32 protein-coding genes and 1 pseudogene are annotated in these 26,004 nt (G+C 66.9%); 19 read left to right on the forward strand and 14 right to left on the reverse strand.

Annotated elements, in window-relative coordinates:
• Positions 1-33: 33 nt before the first annotated feature.
• Entirely contained in the window at positions 34-417 is a 384-nt protein-coding gene (locus AC07V5_RS22930; protein WP_495118038.1) for a hypothetical protein, read from the reverse strand.
• Positions 418-492: 75 nt separating this feature from the next.
• On the opposite strand from AC07V5_RS22930, the gene AC07V5_RS22935 reads away from it, so the two are divergent.
• Positions 493-936: a GNAT family N-acetyltransferase gene (locus AC07V5_RS22935; protein WP_495118039.1), complete on the forward strand. Its 444-nt coding sequence runs from the start codon at positions 493-495 to the stop codon at positions 934-936.
• Here AC07V5_RS22935 and AC07V5_RS22940 read toward each other — a convergent pair.
• On the reverse strand, positions 933-1,268 hold the full coding sequence (locus AC07V5_RS22940) for a YnfA family protein (RefSeq protein WP_495118040.1): 336 nt from the start codon (positions 1,266-1,268) through the stop codon (positions 933-935). The two genes, AC07V5_RS22935 and AC07V5_RS22940, sit on opposite strands and share 4 nt — an antisense overlap.
• Positions 1,269-1,366: 98 nt before the next feature.
• Between AC07V5_RS22940 and AC07V5_RS22945 the strand changes: the two genes are divergently transcribed.
• From AC07V5_RS22945 to AC07V5_RS22965, 5 genes are all read left to right on the forward strand, one after another.
• Positions 1,367-1,621: a hypothetical protein gene (locus AC07V5_RS22945; RefSeq protein ID WP_495118041.1), complete on the forward strand. Its 255-nt coding sequence runs from the start codon at positions 1,367-1,369 to the stop codon at positions 1,619-1,621.
• Complete coding sequence (locus AC07V5_RS22950) at positions 1,608-1,976, forward strand: hypothetical protein (RefSeq protein WP_495118042.1); 369 nt, start codon at positions 1,608-1,610, stop codon at positions 1,974-1,976. Before AC07V5_RS22945 ends, AC07V5_RS22950 begins: the two co-directional genes overlap by 14 nt.
• A gap of 9 nt (positions 1,977-1,985) precedes the next feature.
• On the forward strand, positions 1,986-2,453 hold the full coding sequence (locus AC07V5_RS22955) for a MerR family transcriptional regulator (protein ID WP_495118043.1): 468 nt from the start codon (positions 1,986-1,988) through the stop codon (positions 2,451-2,453).
• Between the two features lie 190 nt (positions 2,454-2,643).
• Positions 2,644-3,174, forward strand: a complete 531-nt coding sequence (locus AC07V5_RS22960) for a hypothetical protein (protein WP_495118044.1) — start codon at positions 2,644-2,646, stop codon at positions 3,172-3,174.
• Entirely contained in the window at positions 3,171-3,785 is a 615-nt protein-coding gene (locus tag AC07V5_RS22965) for a class I SAM-dependent methyltransferase (RefSeq protein ID WP_495118045.1), read from the forward strand. The genes AC07V5_RS22960 and AC07V5_RS22965 overlap by 4 nt, the downstream gene beginning before the upstream one ends.
• A 211-nt stretch (positions 3,786-3,996) precedes the next feature.
• On the opposite strand, the gene AC07V5_RS22970 is transcribed toward AC07V5_RS22965, so the two are convergent.
• Genes AC07V5_RS22970 through AC07V5_RS22980 form a run of 3 tightly spaced genes read right to left on the reverse strand, consistent with a single transcriptional unit; the run spans position 3,997 to position 5,557 of the window.
• Positions 3,997-4,452 (reverse strand): hypothetical protein, encoded by a 456-nt coding sequence (locus AC07V5_RS22970; RefSeq protein ID WP_495118046.1) that lies wholly within the window; start codon positions 4,450-4,452, stop codon positions 3,997-3,999.
• Between the two features lie 11 nt (positions 4,453-4,463).
• Entirely contained in the window at positions 4,464-5,192 is a 729-nt protein-coding gene (stbB, locus tag AC07V5_RS22975; protein WP_495118047.1) for a StbB family protein, read from the reverse strand.
• A 2-nt stretch (positions 5,193-5,194) separates the two neighbouring features.
• A complete protein-coding gene (locus AC07V5_RS22980) occupies positions 5,195-5,557 on the reverse strand; it encodes a hypothetical protein (protein WP_495118048.1) in 363 nt (120 codons plus the stop codon).
• A gap of 316 nt (positions 5,558-5,873) precedes the next feature.
• Between AC07V5_RS22980 and AC07V5_RS22985 the strand changes: the two genes are divergently transcribed.
• Genes AC07V5_RS22985 through AC07V5_RS23000 form a run of 4 tightly spaced genes read left to right on the forward strand, consistent with a single transcriptional unit; the run spans position 5,874 to position 8,410 of the window.
• Positions 5,874-6,413 carry a hypothetical protein gene (locus AC07V5_RS22985; protein ID WP_495118049.1) on the forward strand — a complete coding sequence of 180 codons (540 nt, stop codon included), beginning with the start codon at positions 5,874-5,876 and terminating at the stop codon, positions 6,411-6,413.
• A gap of 23 nt (positions 6,414-6,436) precedes the next feature.
• Positions 6,437-7,222, forward strand: a complete 786-nt coding sequence (locus AC07V5_RS22990) for a tripartite tricarboxylate transporter substrate binding protein (protein ID WP_495118785.1) — start codon at positions 6,437-6,439, stop codon at positions 7,220-7,222.
• Positions 7,219-7,986 (forward strand): triose-phosphate isomerase, encoded by a 768-nt coding sequence (tpiA, locus tag AC07V5_RS22995; RefSeq protein ID WP_495118050.1) that lies wholly within the window; start codon positions 7,219-7,221, stop codon positions 7,984-7,986. Before AC07V5_RS22990 ends, tpiA begins: the two co-directional genes overlap by 4 nt.
• Positions 7,898-8,410: an FCD domain-containing protein gene (locus AC07V5_RS23000; protein ID WP_495118051.1), complete on the forward strand. Its 513-nt coding sequence runs from the start codon at positions 7,898-7,900 to the stop codon at positions 8,408-8,410. Before tpiA ends, AC07V5_RS23000 begins: the two co-directional genes overlap by 89 nt.
• Before the next feature lie 41 nt (positions 8,411-8,451).
• Here the strand turns inward: AC07V5_RS23000 and AC07V5_RS23005 are convergent.
• Both AC07V5_RS23005 and AC07V5_RS23010 read right to left on the reverse strand, forming a co-directional pair.
• Positions 8,452-9,003: pseudogene (locus AC07V5_RS23005) on the reverse strand (methyl-accepting chemotaxis protein); the annotation flags it as partial.
• 230 nt (positions 9,004-9,233) lie between these two features.
• Positions 9,234-10,382, reverse strand: a complete 1,149-nt coding sequence (locus tag AC07V5_RS23010; RefSeq protein ID WP_495118052.1) for a PAS domain S-box protein — start codon at positions 10,380-10,382, stop codon at positions 9,234-9,236.
• Between AC07V5_RS23010 and AC07V5_RS23015 the strand changes: the two genes are divergently transcribed.
• Together AC07V5_RS23015 and AC07V5_RS23020 are read left to right on the forward strand one after the other, a co-directional pair.
• The gene (locus AC07V5_RS23015) at positions 10,354-10,641 is read left to right on the forward strand and encodes a S1/P1 nuclease (protein WP_495118053.1); all 288 of its coding nucleotides are present in this window, start codon (positions 10,354-10,356) and stop codon (positions 10,639-10,641) included. The genes AC07V5_RS23010 and AC07V5_RS23015 overlap by 29 nt on opposite strands.
• Positions 10,541-11,476: a porin gene (locus tag AC07V5_RS23020; protein ID WP_495118054.1), complete on the forward strand. Its 936-nt coding sequence runs from the start codon at positions 10,541-10,543 to the stop codon at positions 11,474-11,476. Before AC07V5_RS23015 ends, AC07V5_RS23020 begins: the two co-directional genes overlap by 101 nt.
• 239 nt (positions 11,477-11,715) lie before the next feature.
• On the opposite strand, the gene AC07V5_RS23025 is transcribed toward AC07V5_RS23020, so the two are convergent.
• Positions 11,716-12,900 carry a tyrosine-type recombinase/integrase gene (locus AC07V5_RS23025; RefSeq protein ID WP_495118055.1) on the reverse strand — a complete coding sequence of 395 codons (1,185 nt, stop codon included), beginning with the start codon at positions 12,898-12,900 and terminating at the stop codon, positions 11,716-11,718.
• Positions 12,901-13,226: 326 nt separating this feature from the next.
• Between AC07V5_RS23025 and AC07V5_RS23030 the strand changes: the two genes are divergently transcribed.
• The 7 genes from AC07V5_RS23030 (at position 13,227) to AC07V5_RS23060 (ending at position 21,737) form a co-directional block, all read left to right on the forward strand.
• Entirely contained in the window at positions 13,227-13,406 is a 180-nt protein-coding gene (locus tag AC07V5_RS23030; protein ID WP_495118056.1) for a DUF2256 domain-containing protein, read from the forward strand.
• Positions 13,399-14,940 (forward strand): cryptochrome/photolyase family protein, encoded by a 1,542-nt coding sequence (locus tag AC07V5_RS23035; protein ID WP_495118057.1) that lies wholly within the window; start codon positions 13,399-13,401, stop codon positions 14,938-14,940. The genes AC07V5_RS23030 and AC07V5_RS23035 overlap by 8 nt, the downstream gene beginning before the upstream one ends.
• 78 nt (positions 14,941-15,018) lie before the next feature.
• Positions 15,019-15,390, forward strand: coding sequence for a response regulator (locus tag AC07V5_RS23040; protein WP_495118058.1), 372 nt, complete (start codon positions 15,019-15,021; stop codon positions 15,388-15,390).
• Between the two features lie 108 nt (positions 15,391-15,498).
• Positions 15,499-18,942: a response regulator gene (locus AC07V5_RS23045; RefSeq protein WP_495118059.1), complete on the forward strand. Its 3,444-nt coding sequence runs from the start codon at positions 15,499-15,501 to the stop codon at positions 18,940-18,942.
• A 160-nt stretch (positions 18,943-19,102) separates the two neighbouring features.
• Complete coding sequence (locus tag AC07V5_RS23050) at positions 19,103-19,921, forward strand: CheR family methyltransferase (RefSeq protein ID WP_495118060.1); 819 nt, start codon at positions 19,103-19,105, stop codon at positions 19,919-19,921.
• A 2-nt stretch (positions 19,922-19,923) separates the two neighbouring features.
• A complete protein-coding gene (locus tag AC07V5_RS23055; RefSeq protein WP_495118061.1) occupies positions 19,924-20,541 on the forward strand; it encodes a chemotaxis protein CheB in 618 nt (205 codons plus the stop codon).
• Positions 20,538-21,737 carry a hybrid sensor histidine kinase/response regulator gene (locus AC07V5_RS23060; RefSeq protein ID WP_495118062.1) on the forward strand — a complete coding sequence of 400 codons (1,200 nt, stop codon included), beginning with the start codon at positions 20,538-20,540 and terminating at the stop codon, positions 21,735-21,737. Before AC07V5_RS23055 ends, AC07V5_RS23060 begins: the two co-directional genes overlap by 4 nt.
• Here the strand turns inward: AC07V5_RS23060 and AC07V5_RS23065 are convergent.
• Genes AC07V5_RS23065 through mdcC form a run of 6 tightly spaced genes read right to left on the reverse strand, consistent with a single transcriptional unit; the run spans position 21,718 to position 26,002 of the window.
• Complete coding sequence (locus tag AC07V5_RS23065) at positions 21,718-22,629, reverse strand: ACP S-malonyltransferase (protein WP_495118063.1); 912 nt, start codon at positions 22,627-22,629, stop codon at positions 21,718-21,720. The two genes, AC07V5_RS23060 and AC07V5_RS23065, sit on opposite strands and share 20 nt — an antisense overlap.
• Positions 22,626-23,462 (reverse strand): triphosphoribosyl-dephospho-CoA synthase MdcB, encoded by an 837-nt coding sequence (mdcB, locus tag AC07V5_RS23070; RefSeq protein ID WP_495118064.1) that lies wholly within the window; start codon positions 23,460-23,462, stop codon positions 22,626-22,628. Before mdcB ends, AC07V5_RS23065 begins: the two co-directional genes overlap by 4 nt.
• Positions 23,459-24,121 (reverse strand): malonate decarboxylase holo-[acyl-carrier-protein] synthase, encoded by a 663-nt coding sequence (gene mdcG / locus AC07V5_RS23075; protein WP_495118065.1) that lies wholly within the window; start codon positions 24,119-24,121, stop codon positions 23,459-23,461. The genes mdcB and mdcG overlap by 4 nt, the downstream gene beginning before the upstream one ends.
• 5 nt (positions 24,122-24,126) lie before the next feature.
• Positions 24,127-24,828 (reverse strand): biotin-independent malonate decarboxylase subunit gamma, encoded by a 702-nt coding sequence (locus AC07V5_RS23080; RefSeq protein ID WP_495118066.1) that lies wholly within the window; start codon positions 24,826-24,828, stop codon positions 24,127-24,129.
• Entirely contained in the window at positions 24,828-25,688 is an 861-nt protein-coding gene (locus AC07V5_RS23085; protein ID WP_495118067.1) for a biotin-independent malonate decarboxylase subunit beta, read from the reverse strand. The genes AC07V5_RS23080 and AC07V5_RS23085 overlap by 1 nt, the downstream gene beginning before the upstream one ends.
• Positions 25,685-26,002, reverse strand: coding sequence for a malonate decarboxylase acyl carrier protein (gene mdcC / locus AC07V5_RS23090; RefSeq protein ID WP_495118068.1), 318 nt, complete (start codon positions 26,000-26,002; stop codon positions 25,685-25,687). The genes AC07V5_RS23085 and mdcC overlap by 4 nt, the downstream gene beginning before the upstream one ends.
• Between the last annotated feature and the right edge of the window lie 2 nt (positions 26,003-26,004).

Consider the following 26,004-nt stretch of genomic DNA (forward strand, 5'->3'; position numbering starts at 1 on the left):
AACCGCGCCAGCGCGTTCAGTCGACGGAGGGAATCAGACTCGCAGTCTGAGCGTGGACAGGAAGAGCGGCGCCGGAGGCGGCTGCGCCTCGACGGTGGTGCTCGGCGGCAGCGCCGCGGCGGCCTCGGCTTCCAGCACCAGCGGCAACTCCAGCACCTGGATCAGCAGCGGCTGGGCGGCGCTGGGCAGCTTGACGGCCTCGAAGGACTGGCTGGCATCGGCCGCGTGTTGGTGACACAGGGCCGGCTGCTCCGCGTCCATGCCGCTGCAGGGCGTGCCGGCCTGCATCATGGCCGCCATGGCCTGCGCATCCGCCTGCTGCGGGCAGACGTAGCTCGCCAGCGCCAGTTGCGAGAACAGCAGCGACAGCACCACGAAGAACGTGGTGGTGAGGCGGTGCATGCGGCGGCGGGTCATAAGCGCCATCAGTCTACGAGACTTCGGCTTGCAGGGTGGCGGCGAGAGCTGGAATGCCGCCCGTAACAATGGGGCATGACCGGAACATGGACCCTACGCCAGGTGCACCCTGATGACGCCCAGCAGGTAGCTGCCCACGGCTGCTACCGCGATGAAGACGCATCGCGGCGCCCCGGCTATGCAGCGTGGGTGCGACCACGCATCGAGGCCAGTCGCTATGTCGGCTGGTTTGCTGTGGAAGGCGGCAAGGTTGTCGGCGGCGCTGGCGCCGTGCTGCTGGACTGGGGGCCAACTCGCGCCAACCCCGGCGGCCAGATGGCCCGCATCGTCAACGTGTTCACCACCGAGGCCTTGCGCGGGCGGGGCGTGGCGCGCGAGCTGCTACGCGCCGTCATGCAGCAGTGCGAGGGCGTCGGCGTGCGCGAGTTCAATCTGGGCGCGACGCCCGAAGGGAGGGCACTCTACGGCTCGCTGGGCTTCGAGGACTACCCTGCGGAGATGCGGCGGCGCGTGACCTAGGCCTGCGCGCGCGGGCCGAACATGATGACGGCCATGCCCAGCAGGCACAGGGCCACGCCCAGCCAGTCCGTCGCCGTCGGTGCAACGCGATCCACGGCCCACAGCCACAGCAGGGCCACACCGATGTAAACCCCGCCATAGGCGGCATACACGCGGCCCGCTGCTGCGGGGTGCAGGGTCAGCAGCCAAGCAAAGAGCGCCAAGCTCACAGTGGCTGGCACGAGCAGCCAGGCAGGTTTGCCCTGCTTTAACCATAGCCAGGGCAAGTAGCAGCCGACGATCTCCGCCAGCGCGGTGACGACGAAAAGGCCAAACGTCCTGAGCAATTCCATGCGGGCATTGTCGCGACGCCGGACGCGCAGAAAGCTCTTGCTCCTCAAGCTGCTTGAGGTTCTACCTTGTGCGCATCGTCATCGCGAGGAGATCCTTCATGAAGTCCTGGAAGCTGGTGCTTGGCCTGGGCGCCGCCTGCGCCACCTGTTGCGCCATACCGTTGCTTGGTGGCGCGGCGCTCGCCTCGTCGGCCGCTGCGCTCTGGGCCTGCGCGGACGAGCTGCTGCCGATTGCACTGCTGGCGTTGGCCCTGGCGGCGTTCTGGTTCTGGCGACGCAGGCGAGCCGCGCTGCGCGCTGCGTGCGGGTGTGCGACCGTGTGCGCCACCGGAGGTGAGCATGGCTGCCGCTGAAATCGCCATAGCGGCGCCGGTTGCGTGCACGCTTAGCGCCGCCGACATGGGGCCGCGCCTGGCCCGCATCCGCCAGCTCACGAGCGCCCACTTGCGTACCCACAGCCTGCATGGCTCAACGCTGCGTTTGACCTACGCGCCCGAGGCTGCAACTGAGTTGACCGCCATCGTCGAACTGGAGAGGGAATGCTGCGCCTTCCTTGTCTTTCAGCTGACCAACCGACTGGACGTGATCGAGCTGAATATCGTCGCTCCGCCGCAGGAGGGCATCAATGCGCAGTGGCTGTTCTCGCAGTTTTTGCCCGATGCGCCGCCGTCCGGCCAAGCGACCGGCTGCGGCTGCAGCAAGGGCTAAGCTCGAGGCATGACGACGTCGCCCGCCTTCTCCATCGGTGTCCTGGCCAGGCGGACCGGATGCTCTGTGCCAACCATCCGCTACTACGAGGAAATCGATTTGCTTCCAGCCGGGCCGCGCACGGAGGCAGGCCGGCGTGTTTACGACGAGGCCGCGGTGCGCCGGTTGGGCTTCATCCGCCGCTGCCGCGACTTCGGCTTCGCCATCGAGCAGGTGCGCGAGCTGGTCAGCCTCATGGACGAGCCGCAGCGCCCCTGCCTCGAAGTCCGCGAAGTCGCGGCACGGCATCTGGCGCAGCTGCGCGACAAGCTGGCGGAGCTGCGGGCCTTGGAGGGCGCGATGGCGGCTTTCGTATGCAGCTGCGACACCGCCTGCGCAGGGGGCGCAGCTTTGGACTGCAGCATCCTGGAAGACCTGGCCATGCCGGCCGCCGAAGCCAAGTTGCTCGCAACGCCGAACTGCTGCGCGGCAGGATGAGCTGTGCCGCGCTCCCGGATGCCGCGTGAGCGCGCTGCCCGGCGGGCGTGAGTTCACTCTCGGGGCGACGCGGGGCCGCCCCTCTACAGCTAGCTAGACTTCAAGCCTTACCCTGTCCCAATGCGTCGCGGCGACGCGTGCAGCGTCGTGCGGCAGCGCGCCCGTTCTTTGCAGAAGCAGGAGGCCATGCATGAGCACCCGTCGGTTCGCGATCCTCGCCCTTGCCGCCATCCTGGCTGCGCCCAGCTACGCCGATTCGGCCGATCCGTGGGCGCCGCTGCAGCGCTTCGTCGGCGACTGGCAGGGCACGGCCGCGGGCCAAGCTGGCGCAGGTGCAGTCACGCGGCGCTACGTCAAGGTGATGGGCGGGCGCTTCATCCAGGAGACAAACACCTCAACCTACCCGGCGCAGGAGAAGAACCCGAAGGGCGAAGTCCACGAGCACGCCGGCATGTTCAGCTACGACAAGCAGCGAAAGATGCTGATGCTGCGGCAATTCCACATCGAGGGCTTCGTCAACACCTATCGCCAGGCCTCAGAGCCGGGCGCGGAGAAATTGGTGTTTGAGAGCGAGGCCTTCGAGAACTTCAACAATGCCTGGAAGGCCCGCGAGACCTACGAGTTCACTGGCGACGACCAGCTTGTCGAGACCTTCGAGCTGGCACCGCCTGGCAAGCCCTACATGGTCTACAGCCGCACCGAGCTGAAGAGGGTGAAGTGAGCAAGTCCCACTGGGAGCGCGTCTACGAGACCAAGGCGCCCGACGCGGTCAGCTGGTATGCCCCGCACCTCGCGGAATCGTTGGGCTACATCCGTCGCACGGGCGTTGATCATGCCGCGTCCATCATCGACGTGGGTGGCGGCGAGGCGACGCTCGTCGATGACCTGCTCGATGCCGGCTACAGCCGGGTGACGGTGCTGGACATATCCGAGAAGGCCCTTGATGTCTGCCGAAGCCGCCTGTCCGATCGTGCCGCGCATGTCACGTGGCTGGCAGCCGACGTGCTAGAGCATCGCTTCGCTGCGCGGTCTATCGACGTCTGGCACGACCGCGCCGTCTTCCACTTCCTGACCGATCCAGCGCAGCGCCAGGCCTATGTGCGCCAGGTGGAGCGAGCCCTCAAGCCTGGCGGCTTTGCCATCGTGGGCGCCTTTGGCCCCGAAGGCCCGACGCAGTGCAGTGGCTTGCCCGTCGCGCGCTACTCGTCGGACGAACTGCACGATGAATTCGGCGGGCGCTTCCGCCTACTGGACCACGGCATCACCCTTCACCAGACGCCCTGGGGCGCCGCGCAGCAGTTCGTGTATTGCTATTGCCGGCTGGAAATGTGAAAAACAGGGCGGCGTTCGGGATACATACGTCTTCGGACCGCGATACGTGCACAGGGCCCGCCGTACAGATCGCTCAGAAGCCGCTGGACCGACTGCTCAAGAGCTAACGGACTGAGCGCTGAGGTAGCGCCGGGATATGCACGGCCTACTTTATGGCCGGCAGGCTTCTGGCTTGGTCACTCGCCTCGCGGCGAGACCAGTCTGAGGCCGTCTAGCGTCCTGCCAACACAAGAAGCGCCACAAGCCATGTGATGGCCGATGCCGTCGCGGCTGTCATGGCATGAGCCCACCAGCTTCCCAAGAACGTTGGCTGCCTACTTGTGCGTGAATCGATGGCTCGGGCGAGGCGTTGAAACTCGGGCATTAGCTGTTCGCGGAACAGAGCTTTGGCAGCGGCTTGCAGGGCTCTCGTCTCCAGTTCCCCGGCATTCCTGGCTAGTTCGCCAGAGCGACTTGCTACATGCTTGATCACCTGCGTTGTCGCGCGCTCAGTGAAGGTGGCGAAGCGAGCCTCGGCATCCGCGGCGCGAGCGTCAAGTGAGTCCGCGGCTTTCGCAATGGCGTCGCACGTGGACCCAAGGGCCGGCGCGAGGGCCTCGACCCGGGTCAAAAGCTTGGCAACGTCGCCGAGCACTTCGGCGATAAGAGCTTCGCGCATGTCGCTCACGCCGAGCTCCGTCAAGCGGCGCGGACGAGCGGTGCCACAGGCATCCCGAGTCGAAGGGCGTTGAAGCAGGCATCGAGATCGGGGGCAACGCCTATGGCCAGTCGACGAGTAGCCAGCTTACGCGCCAGCGCGACCTTTTCCTTCGGGTCGGGTGCCTTGGCGATCAACGCCTTGTAGTCAGTGTCGTCGTCCAACAGATCGGCCACATCCACTCCGACCAGCTTAAGGCGCTCGTAGACTTCGTTTAAACCCAGCCGACAGTCCGTGTCCGCAACGGCAATCGGCTGCTCAGCGAGGAAGGTTAGGAGAGGGTTGAAGGCGTCCGAGACCTTCACGTCGTCGTCGACCATGTTGAAGACCAGTCGGATCTTCTGCGCGGGCACGCCCAGGCGGGATAGTTCTGCCAGTGTTGCGATGGTGTCCTTCTGCTGCTTGAGGGCGGCAACCGTAGGCACGATGTAATGGTCGAGGTCTTCATGACTACCCCGGTATCGGCCCATTAGGCCAAGCAGCTCCTCCACGTTGCTTGCACCTACATCCACCACCGCGCTGTCAACGGCCTGGAGGTATTCCTGCAGCGCGCCGAAATGTCGCCCGCGCAGTGACTGGGCGCTGGCCTCGCTTTCGTTGATGCTCTCTATCGATATGAGCCCAGCGCCTGGGATGCGTGGAAGTAGGAGGTGGCGGGCTACCGTGGTCTTGCCGACGTTGCCCGAAAAATTGATGACAGCGACTTTCATGATCAGTCCTTTGGCAGCAGTGGGTTGAAATGGTTTCGAGCAAAGAAGGCGTCCGCGATGTCCTTGCCACTGGCTTTCGCTTGAGCCGCGGCAACTTTGGCCGGCGCCTCGAGATCGTGAGATGCGCTGGCCAGCGTGAGCATGTCCACCGCCTTGGGTACTGAGACGGCCGTGATGACCGGGCTCTCGGTACGGGCAGCTTCGCGCTGAACAGTGCTCTTGCTGACTCTGACGCCAACCTCAGCCAGGGCGGCACGGATTGCTTCGAACGTGCACCCTTGGGAGCGCAGGCGAAGAATGTCGGCGCCGTACCCGCGGGCCTTGCGCGTGGCGCGTCCTGGCTCTGCGGAAAGCAAAGACTTCATGGCGACTATTCGTGATTCACGGGGCCATTGCTGGCCCAGTTTTGATCCAGTTCCGGCCCAGTCTTGGCCCACTGGTGATTCACTTGGCCCGCTCGCGGCCCGGTCCTGACCCACTCCTGGATCACTTCGGCCCGCTAGCGGCCCACCTGCATCTATGTTGGACCAGAGGAAGGGTGGCGCAGTTGCTGGATTCGGGGCCGAATCCAGCGGCTCTGTACGCTTCTACAGAGCCAATACTTGGTTCATTGGTGAGTGCAGAGATAGGCGGCCCGCCGCCGAATTCACAAGCGCTTCGCTGGCCTCCTTCGATCGGCTTATGAACACCCCAACGCATGACTTCGTCACCGTCGAGATGCGCGGCCTGAAGGCCTCGTTGGTGGCTCTGGCGAGGTCCAAGAACGTCAGTGTGTCTGTCATCGTTCGCGGCGCTGTGGAGCGCGAACTTGAACTGGGAGGGGTGGCTGCCGAGACCGAGTCGGCGGCCACCCTTGGAGCGGCCGAACGAGATCGTGGCGTCAAGTTCTGGATCCGTGTCTCCGCGATCGAGGCGGCTCGGTTCGACGCCGGCGCAAAGGCGGCTGGTCTGTCACGCGGCGCCTACCTAGTTGGCCTGGCCGACGATGTGCCGGTGCTGAAGGCCGGCGGTAGTCGCCCGGAGACTATTGCGGCTCTCAATAGCTCGTGCGCTGAGGTGTCGACACTTAGTCGCAATATCCACCAGCTCACGTCGTTGCTGCGCGAGGGCAACGTGAAGCGGGCGATGGAGTACCGCGACATGCTCGAGGGTCTGGTTGGCGAGGTGCGCGGTCACCTCAAGCTGGCGGCGGCAACGCTCGCATCCTGGCAGCCAAGCTGAGCGCCAACCTTGGCCAGCAGTTCATCGTTGAGAACCGGCCTGGGGCGGGCGGGACCATTGGCACAGCTGCGGTAGCCAAGTCACCCGCGGATGGATACACGCTGCTCTTCAACAGCGCGCCCTTCGTCACCGCGCCGGCGCTCTATGGCAAGAAGTTGACCTACGACACGCTGAAGGACATCACCGGCATCACCAAGGTGGCCGAGTCACCGCTCGTGCTGATGACCAACCCCAGCTCGCCGCACAAGACGCTCAAGGGGCTTATCGCCAGCGCCAAGGCCGCACCAGGCAAGCTCACGTTCGGCAGCGGAGGTGTCGCAAGCACACCCCACCTGGCGACAGGCCTGCTCGAAATGACAACCGGCATCGACATGAATCACGTGCCGTACAAGGGCGGCGGTCCTTCGTTGACTGGACTCATGGGCGGCGAGATCGACATCTTGCTCGACAGCATCACCACCGCTGGACCGTTCCTGACTTCCGGGAAGCTCCGTGCGATCGCCGTGACGGGCACGAAACGCGCCCCCAAGCTGCCTGACGTGCCTACGTTCGCTGAAGCTGGTTTGCCGACGTTCCAGATGGTCCATTGGGTGGGCCTCGCAGCACCAGGCAAGACGCCTCCGGCCATCCTGGACAAGCTTCATCGGGAGGTCTTGAAGGCCATGGCGACTCCCGACGTGCAGGCCCGCTTCACCGAGCTCGGCGCGGAGTCTGCGGTCGGCCCGCGCGACCAGTTCAATGAGTTCCTGAAGACCGAGGTCGCGCAATGGTCGCGCGTCATCAAGCAAGCCAACATCCAGGCCGAATGAGCATGCGACCAAAACTGGTGGTCGGAAACTGGAAGATGAACGGATCACGGGCTCTGACCATCGAGCTCCTGACTCAGCTGAACACTGGCACACGGGCTATCGCCACCGATGTCGCCGTCTGCGTTCCCTCCCCGTACCTTGAACTTGCGGTCAGCCTGGTACAGGCATCCTCGATTGCAATCGGCGCCCAGACGACCAGCGAACACGACAAGGGGGCGTTCACTGGCGACGTGTCGGCAGCCATGCTGCATGACGTCGGGTGCCGCGTAGTCATCGTGGGGCATTCGGAGCGCCGCAGCTTGCGGCATGAGACCGACGAGCAAGTCGCAGGTCAGGCAGGCGCGGCACACCGGCACGGCCTGACCCCGATCATCTGCGTCGGGGAAACGCTAGAGGAACGGGACGCCGGCGAGACCGAATCGGTGGTCCTGCGGCAGCTCGACCATGTGGTTCCGTTGCTGGCGGCGGCTACCCCTGGCACCTGCGTCCTTGCTTATGAGCCAGTGTGGGCAATCGGCACCGGCCGCACCGCTACGGCAGAGCAAGCGCAAGAGGTGCACGGAGCGATCAGACGACGTATCGCCGAGACCAGCCAGCAAGCCGCCCTCGCCACCCGCATCCTCTACGGCGGCAGTGTCAAACCAAGCACCGCGACTGGCCTCTTTGCCATGCCAGATGTGGACGGCGCGTTGGTCGGCGGCGCATCGCTCATTGCGGACGACTTCATCGCCATCGCGGCCGCGGCACAGCAGCTGCCTCAGTAACGGATGCCCTCATGACCTCAGATCTATCTCGCCATTTCCCGACCGCGGATGCCATCCCGGAACAGCACCGACTGCCGAGCGGTTCAAGGCCGGCGCGGAATTCCACGAGGCTATCGTCGCCTGCTCGAACAACCGCTTCCTGCTGGACGCGCTGCGCAATGTCAATCAGCTGCGTCGCGTGATCGAGTACCACTCGCAGACTGGCTCGACCCAGGATCGTGACCGCATGCGCAGGCAGTGCGAGGAGCACCTGGCGTTGCTGGACTTGCTCGAAGCCGGGGAACGCATGGAAGCGTCGCATTCATTGCGACAGCATCTGGACGTTGTCAGGGCGATCAAGACAGACGAGAAGGGAAAGGCTCCGGTGTCACGCCCGTCGGATGGTGCGGAGCACCACAGCGGCCTCGTCGAGGTTCACCTGTAGGTTGAGCCGGCGGGCTTCGATGGCCTGCCGCGCGACTCGGCCTACTGGGACACGCTGAAAGCGGCGACCGCGGACGTCAGCCGTTCCGCCTGACTCTTCAAACTGCCAGCCGCAGCTGCCGACTCTTCCACCAGGGCGGCGTTCTGCTGAGTCGCCTGATCAAGTGCTGCGATCGCGCTGTTGGCCTGGCGGATTCCCACCGCCTGGGCGTGGCCAGCCTCGGCGATGCCCCGCATGAGGTCGCTGACCGAGCGCACGGCAACTACCATCTCGGACATCTCGTCACCAGCCGCTCGAGCTTGGGCACGACCCTGCTCGACTTTCTCGCTGGAGGCCTGAATCAAGCCCTTGATCTCGCGTGCCGCTTCGGCACTTCGTTGTGCCAGGCTCCGCACCTCGGCGGCAACCACGGCAAATCCGCGCCCCTGCTCGCCGGCCCGAGCGGCCTCTACGGCAGCATTGAGTGCCAGGATGTTGGTTTGGAAGGCGATGCTGTCGATGACGGAAATGATCGCCTGGATTCGCGTGGACGCGGTGCTGATCTCGTCGATGCACTGGACGAGGCCAACGACGGTGTTGCCGCTGTTGGAAGCCAGTTCCGACGCTGAAGCGGCGAGGCGATTGGCTTCGGTTGCAGATTGACCGTTTTGCTCGACGGCCTCGCGCAACTGCTCCATCGAAGATGCTGTCTCCTGGACGCTTGCTGCCGCACGCTCGGTGCGCTGAGACAAGTCGAGGTTGCCTGCGGCGATTTCTGAAGACGCTCCGCCCACCGACTCGGCAATGTCGTGGATCGTCCCGATCATGTCTGTGAGCGAGCTGGTCATCGACCCGAGCGCTCGCAAAAGTTGGCCAAAGCCTGCTCGATGCGGTCGTAGAACAAGACGCGATTCGGTAACTGGGTCAGCGGATCGTGAAAGGCGGCGTGGGACAGCTGGTCATGGGCCTCCTTCATGACGGTGATGTCGACAGCCATGACAAAGATTTCGGTTGCCGACAGCCGCGCCGCACCGAAATCAATCCACACAGGATCTCCATTCTTCCGACGCATCCGAACTTGGGCCCGGTACTGAGCGTGCTGCGCCAGGGCGGGATAAAGCTCGCGACCGAGTGCCTGGTACGACTCGTCATCCAGATAAAGCACCCTCATTGGAGCGCCATCCAGTTCGTTTGGCCCATAGCCAAATATTCTTTCGACAGCCCGGTTGTGCCAGGTGATGGCCCGACCAGCGATCTTGACGATGCCGACAAGGTCCGTGTCGAGCATCGCCGATTGCTCGCGGACCAGGCGCCTGATCTCAGAGACGTCGCGCCCTGAGGCGAAGACCAGCGTTTCGCCGTCAACATCGGTAATGCTCATGTTCAGCTCGACATCGATGACCGTCCCGTCATCGCGGCGGTGCTGCACATCGACTCGCTGCCGGTCGCCCACCTTGACGTTCGCCAACCATGCATCGATGGCAGCTTCGCCTTGCCTGGCATCCCAGCTGGAAACATGGCGACCGATCAGGTTGTCGCGGGTGGACTTGAGCATGTCCACGAAGGAGTCGCTCATCTCGACGAGACGGCCGCGGCGATCAATGATGTGGATGCCATCGGCCGCGATGCGCAGCAGCGCGCGAATCCTTTGGCTCTGTCCAGCCAATTCGTGCAGTGCTTTTTCCGTCTTCGCGTCTGCACGCAAGACCGACCAGCTGCCGAATACACAGATCAGCCAGACCAGCGCAGCGAGCGAAGCCACCGTCCACACCTGGCTCCGCCAGGGCTTCAGGAATCGCTCGTTGCTCACGCCCGCGAACACGATAAACGGCCACGCATCGAGCGCCCTGTAGCTTGTCGTACGGGCCTCGCCATCGAGGGCGGCTTTGGACTGAAGGGTGCCCTGGCTGGGATTCTGAGCCAGGACGGGCAAGAGCTCTGGAGGCACCTGTTTGTCACCGGGCGTGCCCTGCACCGCGCTGCCGGGAGACATCCTCAGTTCCTTCCAAGCGTTCGCATGGGGTGCTGACGGCCATCGTCTTATCGCCGAGCTGGCCGAGGCCCAACTGACCGCTACCGCGAGAGTAGAGGTCGACCGGCTGTTGGGCCTGGAGCCAGGCGCCACGATGGTGTCAGTCTCGACCTGGGCCGATGAGATGCGTTCTGGCGCAACGGCGCCGCTGCACTACGTCATCAACTTCCGCCAACTACGGCCAGAGCCTGGCTGCCAGCGGCCGCGCATGGGGCCGTGAAGCATGGGTCGGCATGTCGTCCGAATTCGGCACCGTCCAGCTCGGCCGCCAATACACGCTGGCGCACACCCTGTCGACGCGCTTCCAGCCGCTGACCAACCCCAACGGCGACTACCTGTCCTTCTTCAGCGGCCACCACGTCTCGCGCCAGGACAACATGGTGAAGTATTCGCTGGTGCAAGGCCCGGTCAATGTGATGGCCAGCGTGACGGCGAGTGAAGGCAACGGCAAGGCGTGGAGCGTCGGCGGTGGATATGCGGCCGGGTCTCTGGATGCAACGGCCTACATCGAGAAGATGGACAGCTTCAACGGCGCCGAGACGCGCACGGTGTGGGGCGCAGGAGCGGTCTACACCATCGTCCCGGGCGTGAAGGCGTGGTTCGGCTACATGAAGCGCTCGCACAAGGTCATTGCAGTTCGGGAGCAGCGTCAGATTGCGGTCGGCTACTTTGATCTTGACGGATTCAAGGCCGTCAACGATTTGCACGGGCACGAGGCAGGTGACCAACTGCTCCAAATGGTCGCGCAGAGGCTGGTGAGCGGCTTGCGGCCGTCTGACACCGTGGCCAGGTTAGGCGGTGATGAGTTCGTCGTGTTGCTGACGTCCCTGGAGGACGAAGACTGGCGGGCCGTCTTCGAACGGCTGGTTGTCGCTGTCGAACAACCCGTGCAACTCGCCTCTGCCTGTCTGGTGTCGGTTGGCACGACTGTCGGGGTCGCCCTCTCCACACTGAAGGACACGCCCAGCGCCTTTGAACTTGTTCAGAAAGCCGACCAGGTGATGCTGAGGGGCAAGCGCAGCGCAAAGGGCGGTGTCATTGACGAGGCGGCATAAGACGCTGCGGGCTGTTACGAGCCAGTCGGCTCTGAATCGCCGCGTGAAGCCACGCTAGGTTGGCGCCGGTATATCCCTTGGTATATCCCTGGAACCGAAATGTGCCGCCAGAAGGACAAACGGCCTAGCTGCCGAAGATGCTAAGCCGTTGATCTACTTCAATAAAAATGGTCGGGACGGCGGGATTCGAACTCGCTACCCCTTGCACCCCATGCGAATCCTATGGATGGCCGCGGCCATCAAAGTGCAAGCGCCGCAAGCGCCGCCGCGGCGTGATCCGCTCTCAGATGCCCGTAGTGCCTTTCAATCATTGCAACGCTCGTCCCCGAGAGCTGTGCGACGGTCAGCAAATCCAGGCCACCAATCACTAGATCCGTGATGGCGCTGTGCCGAAGTGCGTAGGCAACGGTGTTCGCCGGAAGCTCGGCTGCTGCTGCTGCGATCTTTATGGGCTTCTTCCAGTCGTCTTTCGTCCACGGTTTACCGTCGGAACGAACCAGTAGCTTGGCAGCGGGCAGCTTGTCCTTGGCAAGTGCTTTTAGAAAGTCCGCCGTTTGAGTCGGCAGCTTGATCTTTCGATCCCGGCCCGCCTTGTCTTTGCCAATCGTCAAGACGCCGAGCCGGACCTCGTACTGACCGACGCTAAGCGCAGCCAGCGCGCCCGGGCGAAGCGGAATCTCAGAGAGAGCACGAAGCAGTTCGGCCAGATCTCTTGGAGCGGCCTCGATCAAAGATCGGCGTTGCGAACGATCAAGGTACAGCTCCCGCGGCGCCCCTGCGTTCTTGATGGGTCGAAGAGCGACGCGCCAAGCCATGTCAGTACTGACGTGACCGAGATCGTGCGCGTAGTTCAGCGCAGCCCGCAGAGCCGACATGTCGCGATTGACACTTGACGCAGACCTCGCTCGCTCCACTTGCTTTTCGGGAGCGGCATGAGGATTGACGATGACTGGCGTGGCGGCCAATTTCTTGCGCCAGGCTTCGACATGGGCCCTGGTCAGCTTGGGAAGGGAGACAGACGCAATGCGCTCACCGTCGACCCAACGACGAAACCGAGCCTCAATGTCGTCCGCGCGCTCGTCTCCCTTGGTGGCGCAGATGTGCGCGACGTAGGTTGTGCATGCCGCCTTGACGGTCACGACTTCAACACTGCCACCGCGCCCGAGATGACTGAACCAGACATCGGCTGCTTCTTTCGCTGCGCTGAAGCGTTCCGAGGGCGGTCGGTCCGTGAACTCACCAAGCGCGAGCTTTGGGCGTGCACCCGTTTCGGCAATGCGGTAGCGGGCGACCCACGATCCGATTGAGTCGGCAGCCATCTTGCGGAAGCCAAGCATGCATCCCGAGTCCAGCCGTTGCCAGTACGGCTCCCGCCGTGGCTTCAATTTTTCGCGCGCGACGACGGTATCGAGCTTGGCCGCCACAGCCTTCCCCTGGGGTCAAAAGAGATGCTTCAAGGGTAGGCCAAAAGTAGGCCAAAGGTAGGCCAAAAATGCCACGAGTAGGCCAAAAATCGCGGGACGACTTGAGACGGCTCGACATCATTTTCATAGGAGAAAGTCTGTCTATTGACGTCCCAGGAAATCCAAAACCCCATCCTTCACACGGCAGGGGTCGCAGGTTCGAACCCTGCACCGCCCACCAGTCAAGAGCCCCAGCAGATCAGTGATCCGCTGGGGCTTTTTGCTTGGCTGCGTCGCGCGCACCTGAGAATCCGCAGCCGGGATCAGCATCCGCCGAGACTCTCCGAGTGACCCACCAGACCAACGCGAGCAAGGGCAACAAGTCCTACCTGCCCAGCAAGCCCTGCCAGGTCTGCGGCCGGCCGATGGCTTGGCGCAAGGCCTGGGCCAGGACCTGGGATGACGTGAAGTACTGCAGTGAACGCTGCCGGCGCGACAAACCGCCTTCGGCGGCCGCCCGTGGCTGAGCCGCTGCGAGACCTCGTGCTGGTGCTGGGCGACCAGCTGGACCTGGAGGCCACCGCCTTCGACGGCTTCGACCCGGTGCGCGACGCCGTCTGGATGGCTGAGGTGGCCGAAGAGTCCACCCATGTCTGGAGCAGCCAGCCGCGCATCGCCGTCTTCATCGCGGCCATGCGCCATTTCGCCGAGGCCCTGCGCGGTGCGGGCCGGCCGCTTCACTATCGCCGCCTCGATGACCCGGCTACGCGTGAAAGCCTGGCCGCGCAGTTGCACGTGGACCTCGCCGCGCTGCGGCCCACGCGCATCCTGCTGACGCGACCGGGTGATTGGCGCGTGTTGCAGGCGCTGCAGGCCGCTGCCGCCGACGCCGGGGTGCCGCTGGAGCTGCGCGAGGACCGCCACTTCTACACGACACCTGAGGACTTCGCCGCCCACGCCCGGGGGCGCAAGGGCTTGCGGATGGAGTACTTCTACCGCGAGCTGCGCCAGCGTTTTGGTGTGCTGATGGACGGCCGCACGCCCCTGGGCGGCGAGTGGAACTACGACGCCGAGAACCGTGAGGCCTTCGGCCCGCAAGGCCCGGGCTTCGATCTGCCGCAGCCGCCGCGCTTCGAGCCCGATGCCCTCACGCGCGAGGTGATCGCGCTGGTGCGCGAGCGCTTCGCCGGCCACCCGGGGCGCCTCGACAGCTTCGCCTGGCCGCTGACCCGCGCGCAGGCGCTTCAGGCGCTGGACGCCTTCATCACGGAGCGGCTGCCGCTCTTCGGCCCCTACCAGGATGCGATCTGGCCGGGCGAGCCCTGGCTGTATCACGCCCAGCTGTCGGCCGCGCTCAACCTCAAGCTGCTGACGCCACAGGAGGTGGTCTCGGCCGCCGAGGCCGCGGTGCGCGCGGGCACGGTGCCCATCGCCAGCGGCGAGGGCTTCATCCGCCAGATCCTCGGCTGGCGCGAGTACGTGCGCGGCATCTACTGGACGCGCATGCCGGCCTACGCCGAGAGCAATGCGCTCGATGCCCACCACGACCTGCCGGCCTGGTACTGGACGGGCGACACCGACATGGCTTGCCTGCGCGACGCCATCACGCAGACGCTGGACCATGGCTACGCCCATCACATCCAGCGCCTGATGGTGACCGGCCTGTTCGCGCTGCTCTACGGCGTGGAGCCGACCCAGGTGCATGCCTGGTACCTGAGCGTTTACGTGGACGCGGTGGAGTGGGTGGAGCTGCCCAACACGCTGGGCATGAGCCAGTACGCCGACGGTGGCCTGATGGCCAGCAAGCCCTACATCGCCAGCGGCAAATACATCGCGCGCCAGAGCCCGCTGTGCGGCCGCTGCCGCTACAAGCCGGACGAACGCGTCGGCGAGCGCGCCTGCCCGTTCACGACGCTGTACTGGGACTTCCTGCTGCGCCATGAGGCTCGCTTTGCCGACCACCCGCGCCTGGCGCTGCAGGTGCGTGGCCTTGCGCGGGTGGACGAAGCCGAGCGCGCTCGCATCCACGCCCAGGCCGACACGATCCGAGCCACTCGCTGACCTGGCATCTCGCTTGCTTTGAAGGCCTGTCAAAACGTTTCAAATGAAACGCAAACCCTCTCGCCGCCAAGCACTGCCATGAAAACAAAAGAAGACATCCGCATCGTGCTGGTCGACGACGACCGGGACGCGTGCGAGAGCCTGAGCGAGGTACTGCAGTTCGATGGCTACAGCGTGCGCTTTGCGACGACCGCGCAGGAAGCCATGAAGGCCGTGGAGGAGTACCAGCCCATTTGCGCCCTGGTGGACCTCGGCCTGCCCGACCTGGACGGCTGCGAGCTGTCCCGGCGGCTGCGCGAGCGCTACGGGCCCGACCTCGTGCTGATTGCGGTGACCGGCCGCAGCGGCCAGAAGGCGCACGACATGGCCATGGCCTGCGGCATCGACCACGTGCTCAGCAAGCCCCTGTCGCTGGAGCGCCTGAGGTCATTTTTCCCGCCGCGCGGCTGATTTGACGGCAAATATTTCCGACTGCCTGTTTGAGCCGCGGCACTTGTCCGTGCGCCTCCCGGCCCGTCTCGCGCGCGCACTGCCGCGGCACCCCTGCAAGGACGCTCGATGACTGACACCCGGTCCGAGGACTCGACCCAATTCCGTCGCATCCTCACCCGCAACCTCGTGGTTCCGCTGGCCATGGGCCTGGGCAGCATCGTCGTCTTCGTCGGGCTGCTGTGGCATCTGCTGGGCTTGCTGAATTGGGTGGACCACACGCATCGCGTCGTCGCCAAGGGGCATGAGCTGTCGACACTCAGCGCCGACCAGGAGAGCGGCATGCGCGGCTTCCTGCTCAGCGGCGACGACAGCTTCCTCGCGCCGTACTCCCTCGGGCAGGCCAAGTTCATGGCCGAGCTGCAGGCCGCGGAGCAAATGGTGGCGGACAACCCGGCCCAGGTGGACCGGCTGCGCCGCGTGACGGCGCTGGCGCAACGCTGGAACCTGTTCGCTGAAGAGGTGATCGGCATGCGCCGCCGCGGCGAGGCGGTCGAGCAAGCCATCCGCAGGCAGACCGGCAAGCAGCTGGTGGACGAGATGCGCCGCGAGCTGCGCGCTTTCGGCGAGACCGAACTGCGCCTGCTGCGCGACCGCAACGAGGACGCCCAGGTCGGCACCTGGATCTCCGTCGGTGGCTACATCGCGCTGCTGCTCATCGTCAGCGGGCTGATCGCCTGGGCCGGCCGGCGCGACATCACGGCGCTGTCCAAGGAGTACGGCGACGCGCTGGGCAAGCTGGAACAGACGGCCAATGACAGCCTGGAGCGTGCCTGGCTGCGCGAGGCGCAGATCGAGCTGAGCGACCAGTTGGTGGGCGAGCGTGCGTTGACGAGCATCGGCAGCCTCACGCTGAAATTCCTGGCGGAACGCGTTGGTGCCGTCGTATCGGCGGCCTTCGGGCGCGGCGAGGACGGCCGGCTGCAATGCATCGCGGCACATGGGCTCGCGCTGGAAGACGCCGCGCAGCGTGATGTCGAGAGCGGCCTGCTGGCGCAGGCCTGGCGCGACGCCAAGCCGATGCGCCTGCCCGGCCTGGCCGACGACTTCCTGAAGCTGAGCACCAGCCTGGGCGAGACCCACCCGCAGGAGATCATGCTCATTCCCGCCCTGCACGAAGGCCGTGTCAACGCCATGCTGGAGCTGGGCTTCGCCAGCCCGCCCGATGCGCGCTCGCTGGCCCTGCTGGCGATGCTGCAAGAGATGCTGGGCGCCCAGGTGGAGGCGGCGCACGCGCGCCAGCGGCTGCAGGCGTCGGTCGAGGAAACCCGCCAGCTCAACGAGGAACTGCAGGTGCAGCAGGAGGAGCTGCGCACCGCCAACGAGGAACTCAGCGAACAGTCGCGCGTGCTGAGCGAGTCGCAGCTGAACCTGGAGGAGCAGCGCGCGGAGCTGGAGCAGACCAACGTGCAGCTCGCCGAACAGGCTGAGGCACTGACGGCGCGCAACTCGGCTCTGGACCAGGCGCAGGTGGACCTCAAGGAGCGGGCGGCCGAGTTGCAGCGGGCCAGCCGCTACAAGTCCGAGTTCCTCGCCAACATGTCGCACGAGCTGCGCACGCCGTTGAACAGCGCGCTGATCCTGTCCAAGCTGCTGGCCGAGAACAAGCCCGGCAACCTGACCGAGGAACAGCTCAAGTTCGCCGGCACCATCCACTCGGCCGGGCAGGATCTGCTGACGCTGATCAACGACATCCTGGACCTGTCCAAGGTCGAGGCCGGCAAGCTCGACATCGCGCCGCGCCCGCTCGAACTGCGCGCGCTGGCCGACAGCATGCGCCGTCTGTTCCAGCCGCAGGCCCAGCAGAAGCAGCTGCGCTTCGAGGTGAAGCTGGCGGCTGGCCTGCCCGCATCCATCGTGACGGACAGCCAGCGCATCGAGCAGGTGCTGCGCAACCTGCTGTCCAACGCGATCAAGTTCACCGAGAAGGGCTCGGTGACGCTGGAGATCGAGCCCCGCGGCGATCGCATCGCCTTCGTCGCGGCAGACACCGGCATCGGCATCCCGGCGGCCCAGCAGCAGCGCGTCTTCGAGGCCTTCCACCAGGGCGATGGCGCGCTCAACCGCCGCTACGGCGGCACAGGCCTGGGCCTGTCCATCTCGCGCCAGCTGGCCGGCCTGCTGGGTGGCGAGCTGCGCCTGAGCAGCGTGGAAGGGCAGGGCAGCCAGTTCACGCTACTGCTGCCTGCCGAACTGCAGGCGTCCGAGCCACGGCCGGAGCCGCTGCCGCCGCCCGCATCCTGGCTGCCGCCGGCCAGCGCGCGCGCGCCCCAGCCTGCAGCGGTGCCGGCCTTTGACGACGACCGCCAGGAATTGACGCCTGATGCACCGCCCCGCCGCCTGGCGCTGGTTGTGGAAGACGACGCGAACTTTGCCGCCATCCTCTACGAGCTGGCCCACGAGATGCAGTACCGCTGCATCGTGGCGCACGAGGCGCGCGAGGCGCTGGAGCTGGCCACGGCCCATCTGCCGCAGGCCATCCTGCTGGATGTGCGCCTGCCCGATGGCTCGGGGCTGGCGGTGCTGCAGCGGCTCAAGGAAGACCCGCGCACCCGCCACATCCCCGTGCACATCATTGCGGGCGAGGACTTCCGCGAAGTGGCCTTGCCGATGGGCGCCGTTGGCACGGCCATCAAGCCGACGACGCGCGAGGAGCTGGTGGACATCTTCCGCAAGCTGGAGCACCACGGCGCCGACGAGATCCGCCGGCTGCTGCTGGTGGAGGACGACCAGCGCCAGCGCGAGAGCATCGCCCACCTCATCGGCGATGACGACATCGAGGTGGTGGCCGTGGCCCACGGCGAGCAGGCGCTGGCGCTGCTGGACCAGCAGCACTTCGACTGCATGATCATCGACCTCAAGCTGCCCGACATGGACGGCAACGAGCTGCTGGCGCGCATGGCCGCGCGCAGCAGCGAGAAGACGCCGCCTCCCGTCATCGTCTACACCGGCCGCCACCTCAGCCGCGAGGAGGAGGCGGAGCTCAACCGCTACTCGCGCTCCATCATCATCAAGGGCGCGCGCTCGCCCGAGCGGCTGCTGGACGAGGTGACGCTGTTCCTGCACAAGATCGAGTCGCGCATGTCCGGCGAGCGCCAGGACATGCTGCGCACGGCGCGCAACCGCGAGCGCGTGTTCGAGGGCCGCAAGGTGCTGCTGGTGGACGACGACGCCCGCAACATCTTTGCGCTGACCAGCGTGCTGGAGCAGCGCGGGCTGACAGTGGAGCCGGCCCGCAACGGCGTCGAGGCGCTGGACAAGCTGGCCGCCCACGGCGACGTCGACATCGTGCTGATGGACGTGATGATGCCGGTGATGGATGGCCTGGAGGCCACGCGGCGCATCCGCGCCGACCCGCGCTGGCAGAAGCTGCCCGTCATCGCCATCACCGCCAAGGCGATGCGCGACGACCAGGAGCAGTGCCGCCGCGCGGGCGCCAACGACTACCTGGCCAAGCCGATCGACGCGGACCGCCTCATTTCGCTGCTGCGCGTGTGGCTGCCTGTAGGGTGAATAAGCCCCTCGTCCATCTGCGCCGCGCTGAACGCGGGCGCATCTGGCCGGTCCCCCGAGGGGACGGCGATGCTTGCGGCATTGAGCCGCAAGCACATCGCCTGAACGGGCCGGCTTGGGAGCGGCCCGGCGCTCGTCCCGCAAAGACTTGAGGACGGACATGCCGCAAGCCCTGTTCGACCTGGAACTGCGCCTCCTGATGGAGGCCATCTACAACCGCTACAGCCACGACTTCCGGGAGTACTCGGGGGCGTCGCAGAAGCGGCGCGTGCAGTACGCGATGCAGCAGCTGCAGTGCGAGTCGGTGTCGGCCCTGCAGGGCCTGGTGCTGCGCGACGAGCGCGTCTTCGCGCAGTTGCTGGAGATGCTGACCATCCCGTTCACGGAGATGTTCCGCGAGCCCGAGTTCTTCCTCGCGCTGCGCCGCCACGTCGTGCCGGTGCTGCACACCTACCCGTCGCTGAAGATCTGGGTGGCTGGCTGTGCCAGTGGCGAGGAGGTCTACTCGCTGGCCATCATGCTCAAGGAGGAAGGCCTGCTGGAGCGCAGCATCATCTACGCGACCGACATCAACCCCGCCGCGCTGGAGCGGGCGCGTCAGGGCATCTTTCCGGTGGCCGAGCTGCAGCAGTACACGCGCAACTACCAGGCCGCGGGCGGCACGCGGGGGTTCTCCGACTACTACACCGCCGCCTACGACGCCGCGCGCTTCGACCGCGAGCTGAGCCGCCACGTCACTTTCGCCGACCACAGCCTGGCCACCGACCACGTGTTCTCGGAGATGCACCTGATCTGCTGCCGCAACGTGCTGATCTACTTCAACCGCAAGCTGCAGGACCGGGCCATCGGCCTGTTCTCGGAGTCGCTGTGCCATCGCGGCTTCCTGGGCCTGGGTAGCAAGGAGAGCCTGGACTTTTCCGCCCATGGCAAGGTCTTCGAACCCGTCGCGGCGCGCGAGCGGCTGTTCCGCAAGCGCTGAACATGCCTTCCCGCCGTGCGCCCCCCGCCAAACCCGCCCCGCCGCGGGCGGAACTCATCGTCGTGGGCGCATCTGCCGGCGGCGTCACCGCACTGATGAAGCTGCTGGCGCCGCTGCCCGCGGACTATCCCCTGCCTATCGTGGCCGTGCTGCACCTGTTGCCGCGCCGCGAGAGCCGGCTCTCCAGCGTGCTGGACGGTAGCCTGGCCATGCCGGTGCGCGAGGCGCGCGACAAGGAACCCATCGCTGGCGGCACCGTCTACCTGGCCAGCCCCGACTACCACCTGCTCATCGAGCTGGACCGCAGCTTCTCCTTCAGCAGCGAGCCGCCCGTGGGCTTCGCCCGCCCCTCCATCGACGTGCTGATGATCTCGGCGGCCGACGCCTACGGCCCGGCCCTTGCCGGCGTGCTGCTGACGGGTGCCAACATGGACGGCGCCGCGGGCATGGCCGCCATCAAGGAGCGTGGCGGCCTGACCATCGTCCAGCAACCCGCGGACGCCGACGTGGCAACCATGCCGGAGGCGGCCATCGCACGCCGCCAGCCCGACCACGTCCTGACCTTGAAAGACATTCAAAAGATGTTGCTCAGTTTTGCCAAGCCTGGGGGTGCTGCGTGAGCGCCTTTCCGCCCGCCGACATCGTCAAGCTGCTGATCGTCGACGACCTGCCCGAGAACCTGCTGGCGCTGGAGGCGTTGCTGCGCGAAGGCGGCCTGGAGGTGCACGCCGCCGTCTCAGGCGACGCCGCGCTGTCGCTGCTGCTGGAGCACGACTTCGCGCTGGCCTTGGTGGACGTTCAGATGCCCGAGATGACGGGCTTCGAGCTGGCCGAGCTGATCCGTGGCAGCTCGCGCACCATGCACCTGCCCATCGTCTTCGTCAGCGCGGCCGACCACGAGCCGGCCTACACCTTCCGGGGCTACGAGAACGGCGCGGTGGACTTCCTCTACAAGCCGCTGGACGCCCTGGCGGTGAAGAGCAAGGTGCGTGTCTTCACCGAGCTCTACCGCAAGAGCCGCGAGCTGCGCCGCCAGCTCGTCGCGGTCGAAGCCGCTCGCGCCCAGCAGGAACAGTTGCTGGCAGAGCTGCAGCAGACCCAGGACGATCTGCAGCGCGCGCTGCGCATGCGCGACGAGTTCATGTCCATGGTGTCGCACGAGCTGCGCACGCCGCTGGGCGTCATGACGCTGGACCAGAGCGTGCGCCGCGACCGGCTGGAGCGCGGCGACCTCGGCTACTTCAACGCCGAGCGCCTGCGCGCCATGGTGGCGCGCGACGCCCGCCAGCTGCGCACCATGACCCGCCTCATCGACGACATGCTCGACGTCTCCCGCATCCAGCACGGCAAGCTGTCGATACGCCCGTGCAGCACCGACCTGGGCGAGCTGGCCAGCCACATCGTGGCGGACTTCGGCGTGCATTTCGGCCAGGTGCCGCTGCAGGTCAGCGCCCAGCCGGGCATCGTCGGCGAGTGGGACGACAGCCGCATCGGCCAGGTGCTGGTCAACCTGCTCAACAACGCGCTGCGCTACGGGGACGGCGGCGCCGTCGAGGTAGAGGTCAACCGCACAGCGGACGGCATGGCCCGGCTGGCCGTGCGGGACCACGGCGTCGGCATCTCGCGCGAAGACCAGGACAGGATCTTCGAGCAGTTCGAACGCGGCGCCGCAGCCAGTACGTCGCCCGGCATGGGGCTCGGCCTGTTCATCAGCCGCCACTTCGTGCAGGCGCATGGCGGCGTCATCAGGCTGCAAAGCGAGCCGGGCGTCGGCTCCTGCTTCGAGGTCTTGCTGCCTACGCCAGCTGCTGGCTGATCCAGCGCACCAGCCCTTCAGCCGCACGGAACTCGTCGGCCGACCGCACCGGGATTTCGGGATGGCGCTCGCGCCACATCGCCGCCAGCGTGGTGCCGGGCCCAACCTCCAGCACGCAGCGCACGCCGCGTTCGGCGATGGCGTCCATGCTCTCGTCCCAGCGCACGGTGCTGGCGATCTGGCGAGCCAGCGCCGCGCCCAGCACGGCCGGGCTGCGGCTGGCGGCACCGGTGAAGTTGCAGACGACCGCTGCCCGCGCGGGCCGCAGCGCCACGGCGGCCAGGCGCTGCTCGAAGGCCGCCGCCGCCGCTGCCATCAGCGGCGTGTGTGAAGCGATGCCGATGGGCAGCCGCGTGCAGCGCAGGCCGGCCTGGCTCCAGGTCGCGGCGGCCGCTTCCAATGCGGCCACTGGCCCGCCGACGATGGCGCGCTCCTCGCCGATGCGGATCGCGAGTGACAGCCCAGGCACCGCTTCCGCCAAGGCCAGCGCATGCGGCCCCTGCACGGCCAGCAGCCCGCCGTGCCGGCCGGCCGCGCTGTCGCTCATGGCTTGTGCGCGTGCGGCCGCCAGATCGAGGGCGGTGCCGGTATCGAACAAGCCGGCCGTCGAAAACGCCGCCAGCTCGCCCACGCTGTAGCCGGCCACGACGGCAGGCGCCGGCAGCCGCGCGGCCAGCACCTGCCAGGTGGCGATGCCGATACCGGTCAGCAGCGGCTGGGCGACGCGATTGGTGTGCAGCCAGTCGGCGTCGCCCAGGCGCTCACGCCAGTCGGCGCCAAGGTGGCGGGCCATGGCGGCCAGCGTCGGCGCGGCCTCGGGCTCGGTGTCCAGCCAGGGCAGCATCTGCGGGTGCTGCGCGCCCTGGCCGGGGAAGAGCAGGGCCAGGCTCACGTGACCCGGCTCAACCAGCAGGCGGCGGCCAGCGTGTCAGCCGAGCCGCCGGGCGACAGGCGGCGGCGAACGAATTCGGCGCCGAGGGCGGTGGCAGCGTCGAGGCCTTTGGGAGCGGCCGCGCCACCGGCGGCAAGGAAGTTGCGCGCGGCCGTCTGCGCAAAGTGCAGCCCTTCGAGGCCACCTCGGTGGGCGAGGTTGCTGTCGTCCAGCACGGCCATGATGGCGAACAGCGTGTCGACGTGGGCTGGCGTCGTCGCCAGGCCGCGCGCGCGGGCGTTGCGCAGGGCCGGATCGGCGGTCTCGAACAGCGTCGGGAAACCGAGTGCGGCCTCGGCCGACGCGCTGCGCAGGTTGAAGCGGCGTGCAGCCATGCCGCCCGGCAGGTTGGACGGCCGTTGCGCACGCGCGCTCAGGGCCTCGCCCCAGCGCGCCAACAAGGTCTGCCGCAGCTCGGCGGGCGTGGCGCGCTGACCCAGGGCACCGGCCGCCGCGCACAGCAGCCCCAGCATGAAGATCGCGCCACGGTGGGTGTTGATGCCGCCCGTGGCCGCCAGCATGCGCGCCTCGGCGGCGATACCGCAGCGCTCCAGCGCCTCGAAGGGCGCGCCGGCTGCGCCCAGCTCGGCGATGCGGACGAAGTAGCTGCGCAGCGCGAACAGGCTGCGCATGAAGGTGTGGGCGTCCATGTCGGCATGGCTGCCGCGGTCGGTCAGCGTGACCAGGCCGGGCTTGGGCGACAGCGCGAGTTCGTCGTGCAGCGCCAGCGTGGCCGCGCGGCCGATCTCCTGTGCGGTCAGCGCCGGCGAGGCGGGGGCGAGGTGCGGCCTCATGCCACTACCTCGACGCCATCGAACAATTCGAACGAGGTGACCGTCGAGGCGCCGTGGAGGCGCTTCACGAGCAGGGCGCGCACGCGGCCCTCGCGCCAGGCCTGCCATTCACGCCAGGCCACCGCGGCGTCGCCGGCAAACACCAGCTCGCCGTCCAGCCGCGTCGGCGCGGCGAAGTCGTTCAGCGCCGCCGCCACGGCATCGGCCTGCTCGGCGTCGGTCACACCTACCCAGAGATCGAGGTCCGAGCCCTCGCGCAGATGGTTCAACCCCGTCAGGTGGCGCCAGCCCTGGCTGCCGTACACACGCGCCGTCGTGCCGCTGGCCTGCAGCGCCGCGGCCAGCCGGCGTGCGGGCACACGGGCCGTGAGAGGCAGCTGGTTGATGAGCTGCTCCAGGCGCGGGAACTCGTCGAAATACAGCACGTCGGCCAGCGCCACTTGCAGCGCGATACGGCGGCGGTGCCAGCGTTGCGGTGCGCAAAGGCCGAGCGCAACGTGGCCGCCATCCTCGGGCTGGCGCGTGACGACGACGGGCAGGCTTTGCGCGGCCCAGTGCCGCAGGCAGTCGCGGGCCTCGGCGTCCCAGTGGCGGTCCAGCACATGCTGCCAACCCTCGCGTGACAGCCAGGCGATCTGGTGGCGGTGCAGCGGCGTCATGGCGTTCAGGCGGCGTCTAGCACCTGCTGGATGACGCTGGCGGCGAGCTTGCGCCCGCCGCGCGCGGCACCGTCCTCGGCTCGGCGGTCTTCGGTCGATGCATCGGCCAGGGCCTCACGCAGAGCCTGGGCCAGGTCGCCCTGCCAGAGCCGGCGCACACCGCCCATGGCCACGTAGTTGCCCACGCCGGGCGCGAACACCGGGTTGGATTCGGACAGCTGGGCCAGCAGCGCCTCGGGCAGCTTGGTAACGCGGGCCATGGCCGGCAGGCGCATGACGCGGATCTCGGCCTCGGGCAGCGCGTCGCAGGCATCGGCGATGAGGCCGGAGGTGATGAAGCCGCCGGACAGCGCCTGGTCGTAGACGAGGCCCAGCACGCGGTGGCCGCGGCGGCGGGCGAGGTCGATCGTCATGCCCAGGTGAGCCATCGCGCGGTTGATGCCCAGCAGCTCGTCACGGCGGCGCAGCTGCTGGCCTTGCGTGTCGATCAGCAGCAGGATGGGGCGGCGGGGGTGCTGGGCCATGGTGTCCAGAACGGCGCGAGCCTGGGTGAGCGCGAGCTGCACGCCGATGGGTGCGTGGTCGGTGGTGCCGATGACGGCCAGCGGCGCTCCGTCGAACTCGACCTCGCCACGCAGGAAGTCGCCATCGCGCACGATGCCGTGGCCAGCGCCGAAGAGCTGGGTTGCCAATGTCTGCCAGTCCATCAGTGGGCTCCCAGGGCCAGCACGCCGGCCACGTCAAGGTCGGGCACGCGGGCGGCGTTTTGCACACCCAGCGCGGACCACAGCGCGATGGCCTCCGCGCCGGCGAAGGCCAGCCTGGCGGCCAGCCGCGTGTGCTCGGCTTCCAGCAAGTCGAGCGTGACCGGTCGACCCGAATCCAGTGCTGCGATGGCAGCCTCACGGAAGGCGGTGACGTCGTCCTCGACGAGTACATCGCAATCGCCGCTCAACCAGCGGTGCTTTCCGCCGGTGGTGCGCCACACCAGCGCGCGGTCGCGTGAGTCGAATTCCTCGACGCCATGCGAGGCCTCGATGACCTCGGGGCCCGACATGGCCAGGCGGCCCAGGTCGCTCATGACGATGTGGTCGGCGCAGCGCGCGACGATGCCCATGCCGCCAAAGCAGCCGTTGGCCCCGCCGATCAGCACGATGACCGGGATGCCGGCCGCGCGCACGTCGAGCAGCGCACGCATGACCTCCGAGACGGCGATCAGCCCTGCATTGGCCTCGTGCAGCCGCACGCCACCGGATTCGGCCAGCAGCAGCACGGCGCGCGGCTTGTCGCGCAGGGCGCGCTTGAGCAGGCCAACGAGCTTGGCGCCATGCACCTCGCCCACGCCGCCGCCCATGAACTGGCCTTCCTGCGCGGCGACAAAGATTTCATTTCCTGCCAGCTTTGCGCGGCCGATGGCCACGCCGTCGTCGAAGGAAGAGGGCACGCCAAGCTGCGCGAGATGCGGGCTGGTGAGCCGCATGGCGGGCGGCAGCCATTCGTGGAAGCTGCCGGTGTCGACGATCAGGCCCAGCCGCTCGCGCGCCGAGCATTCCGCGTAGGAGATCATGGCTGCAACTCCTGTGCGGCCTGGTCCAGCCGCAGGCTGACGACCGCCGGAGTGGCGCCCATGTCGTGAATGGACAGCTGCACGCCGGCGAGCTGGTGGCGCTGGTGGAAGTCGCTGACGACGGCCGACCAGATCGTGCCGAAGCCGCGCGCCGAGGTTTCGATGTGGATGCGGCAGTCGCTTCCTGCGGCGGGCTCCAGCAGCACTTCGAGATTGCCGGAGCCGACGACGCCGACCAGCACGGGCGTGAAGGCGCCAGCGGGCCGCGTGCCGGTGAAGGCGTAGTCCAGGGTTTCGAGGCCAGGGGTGGTCATCG

The organism is Roseateles sp. GW821-FHT02E12 (assembly GCF_059421665.1).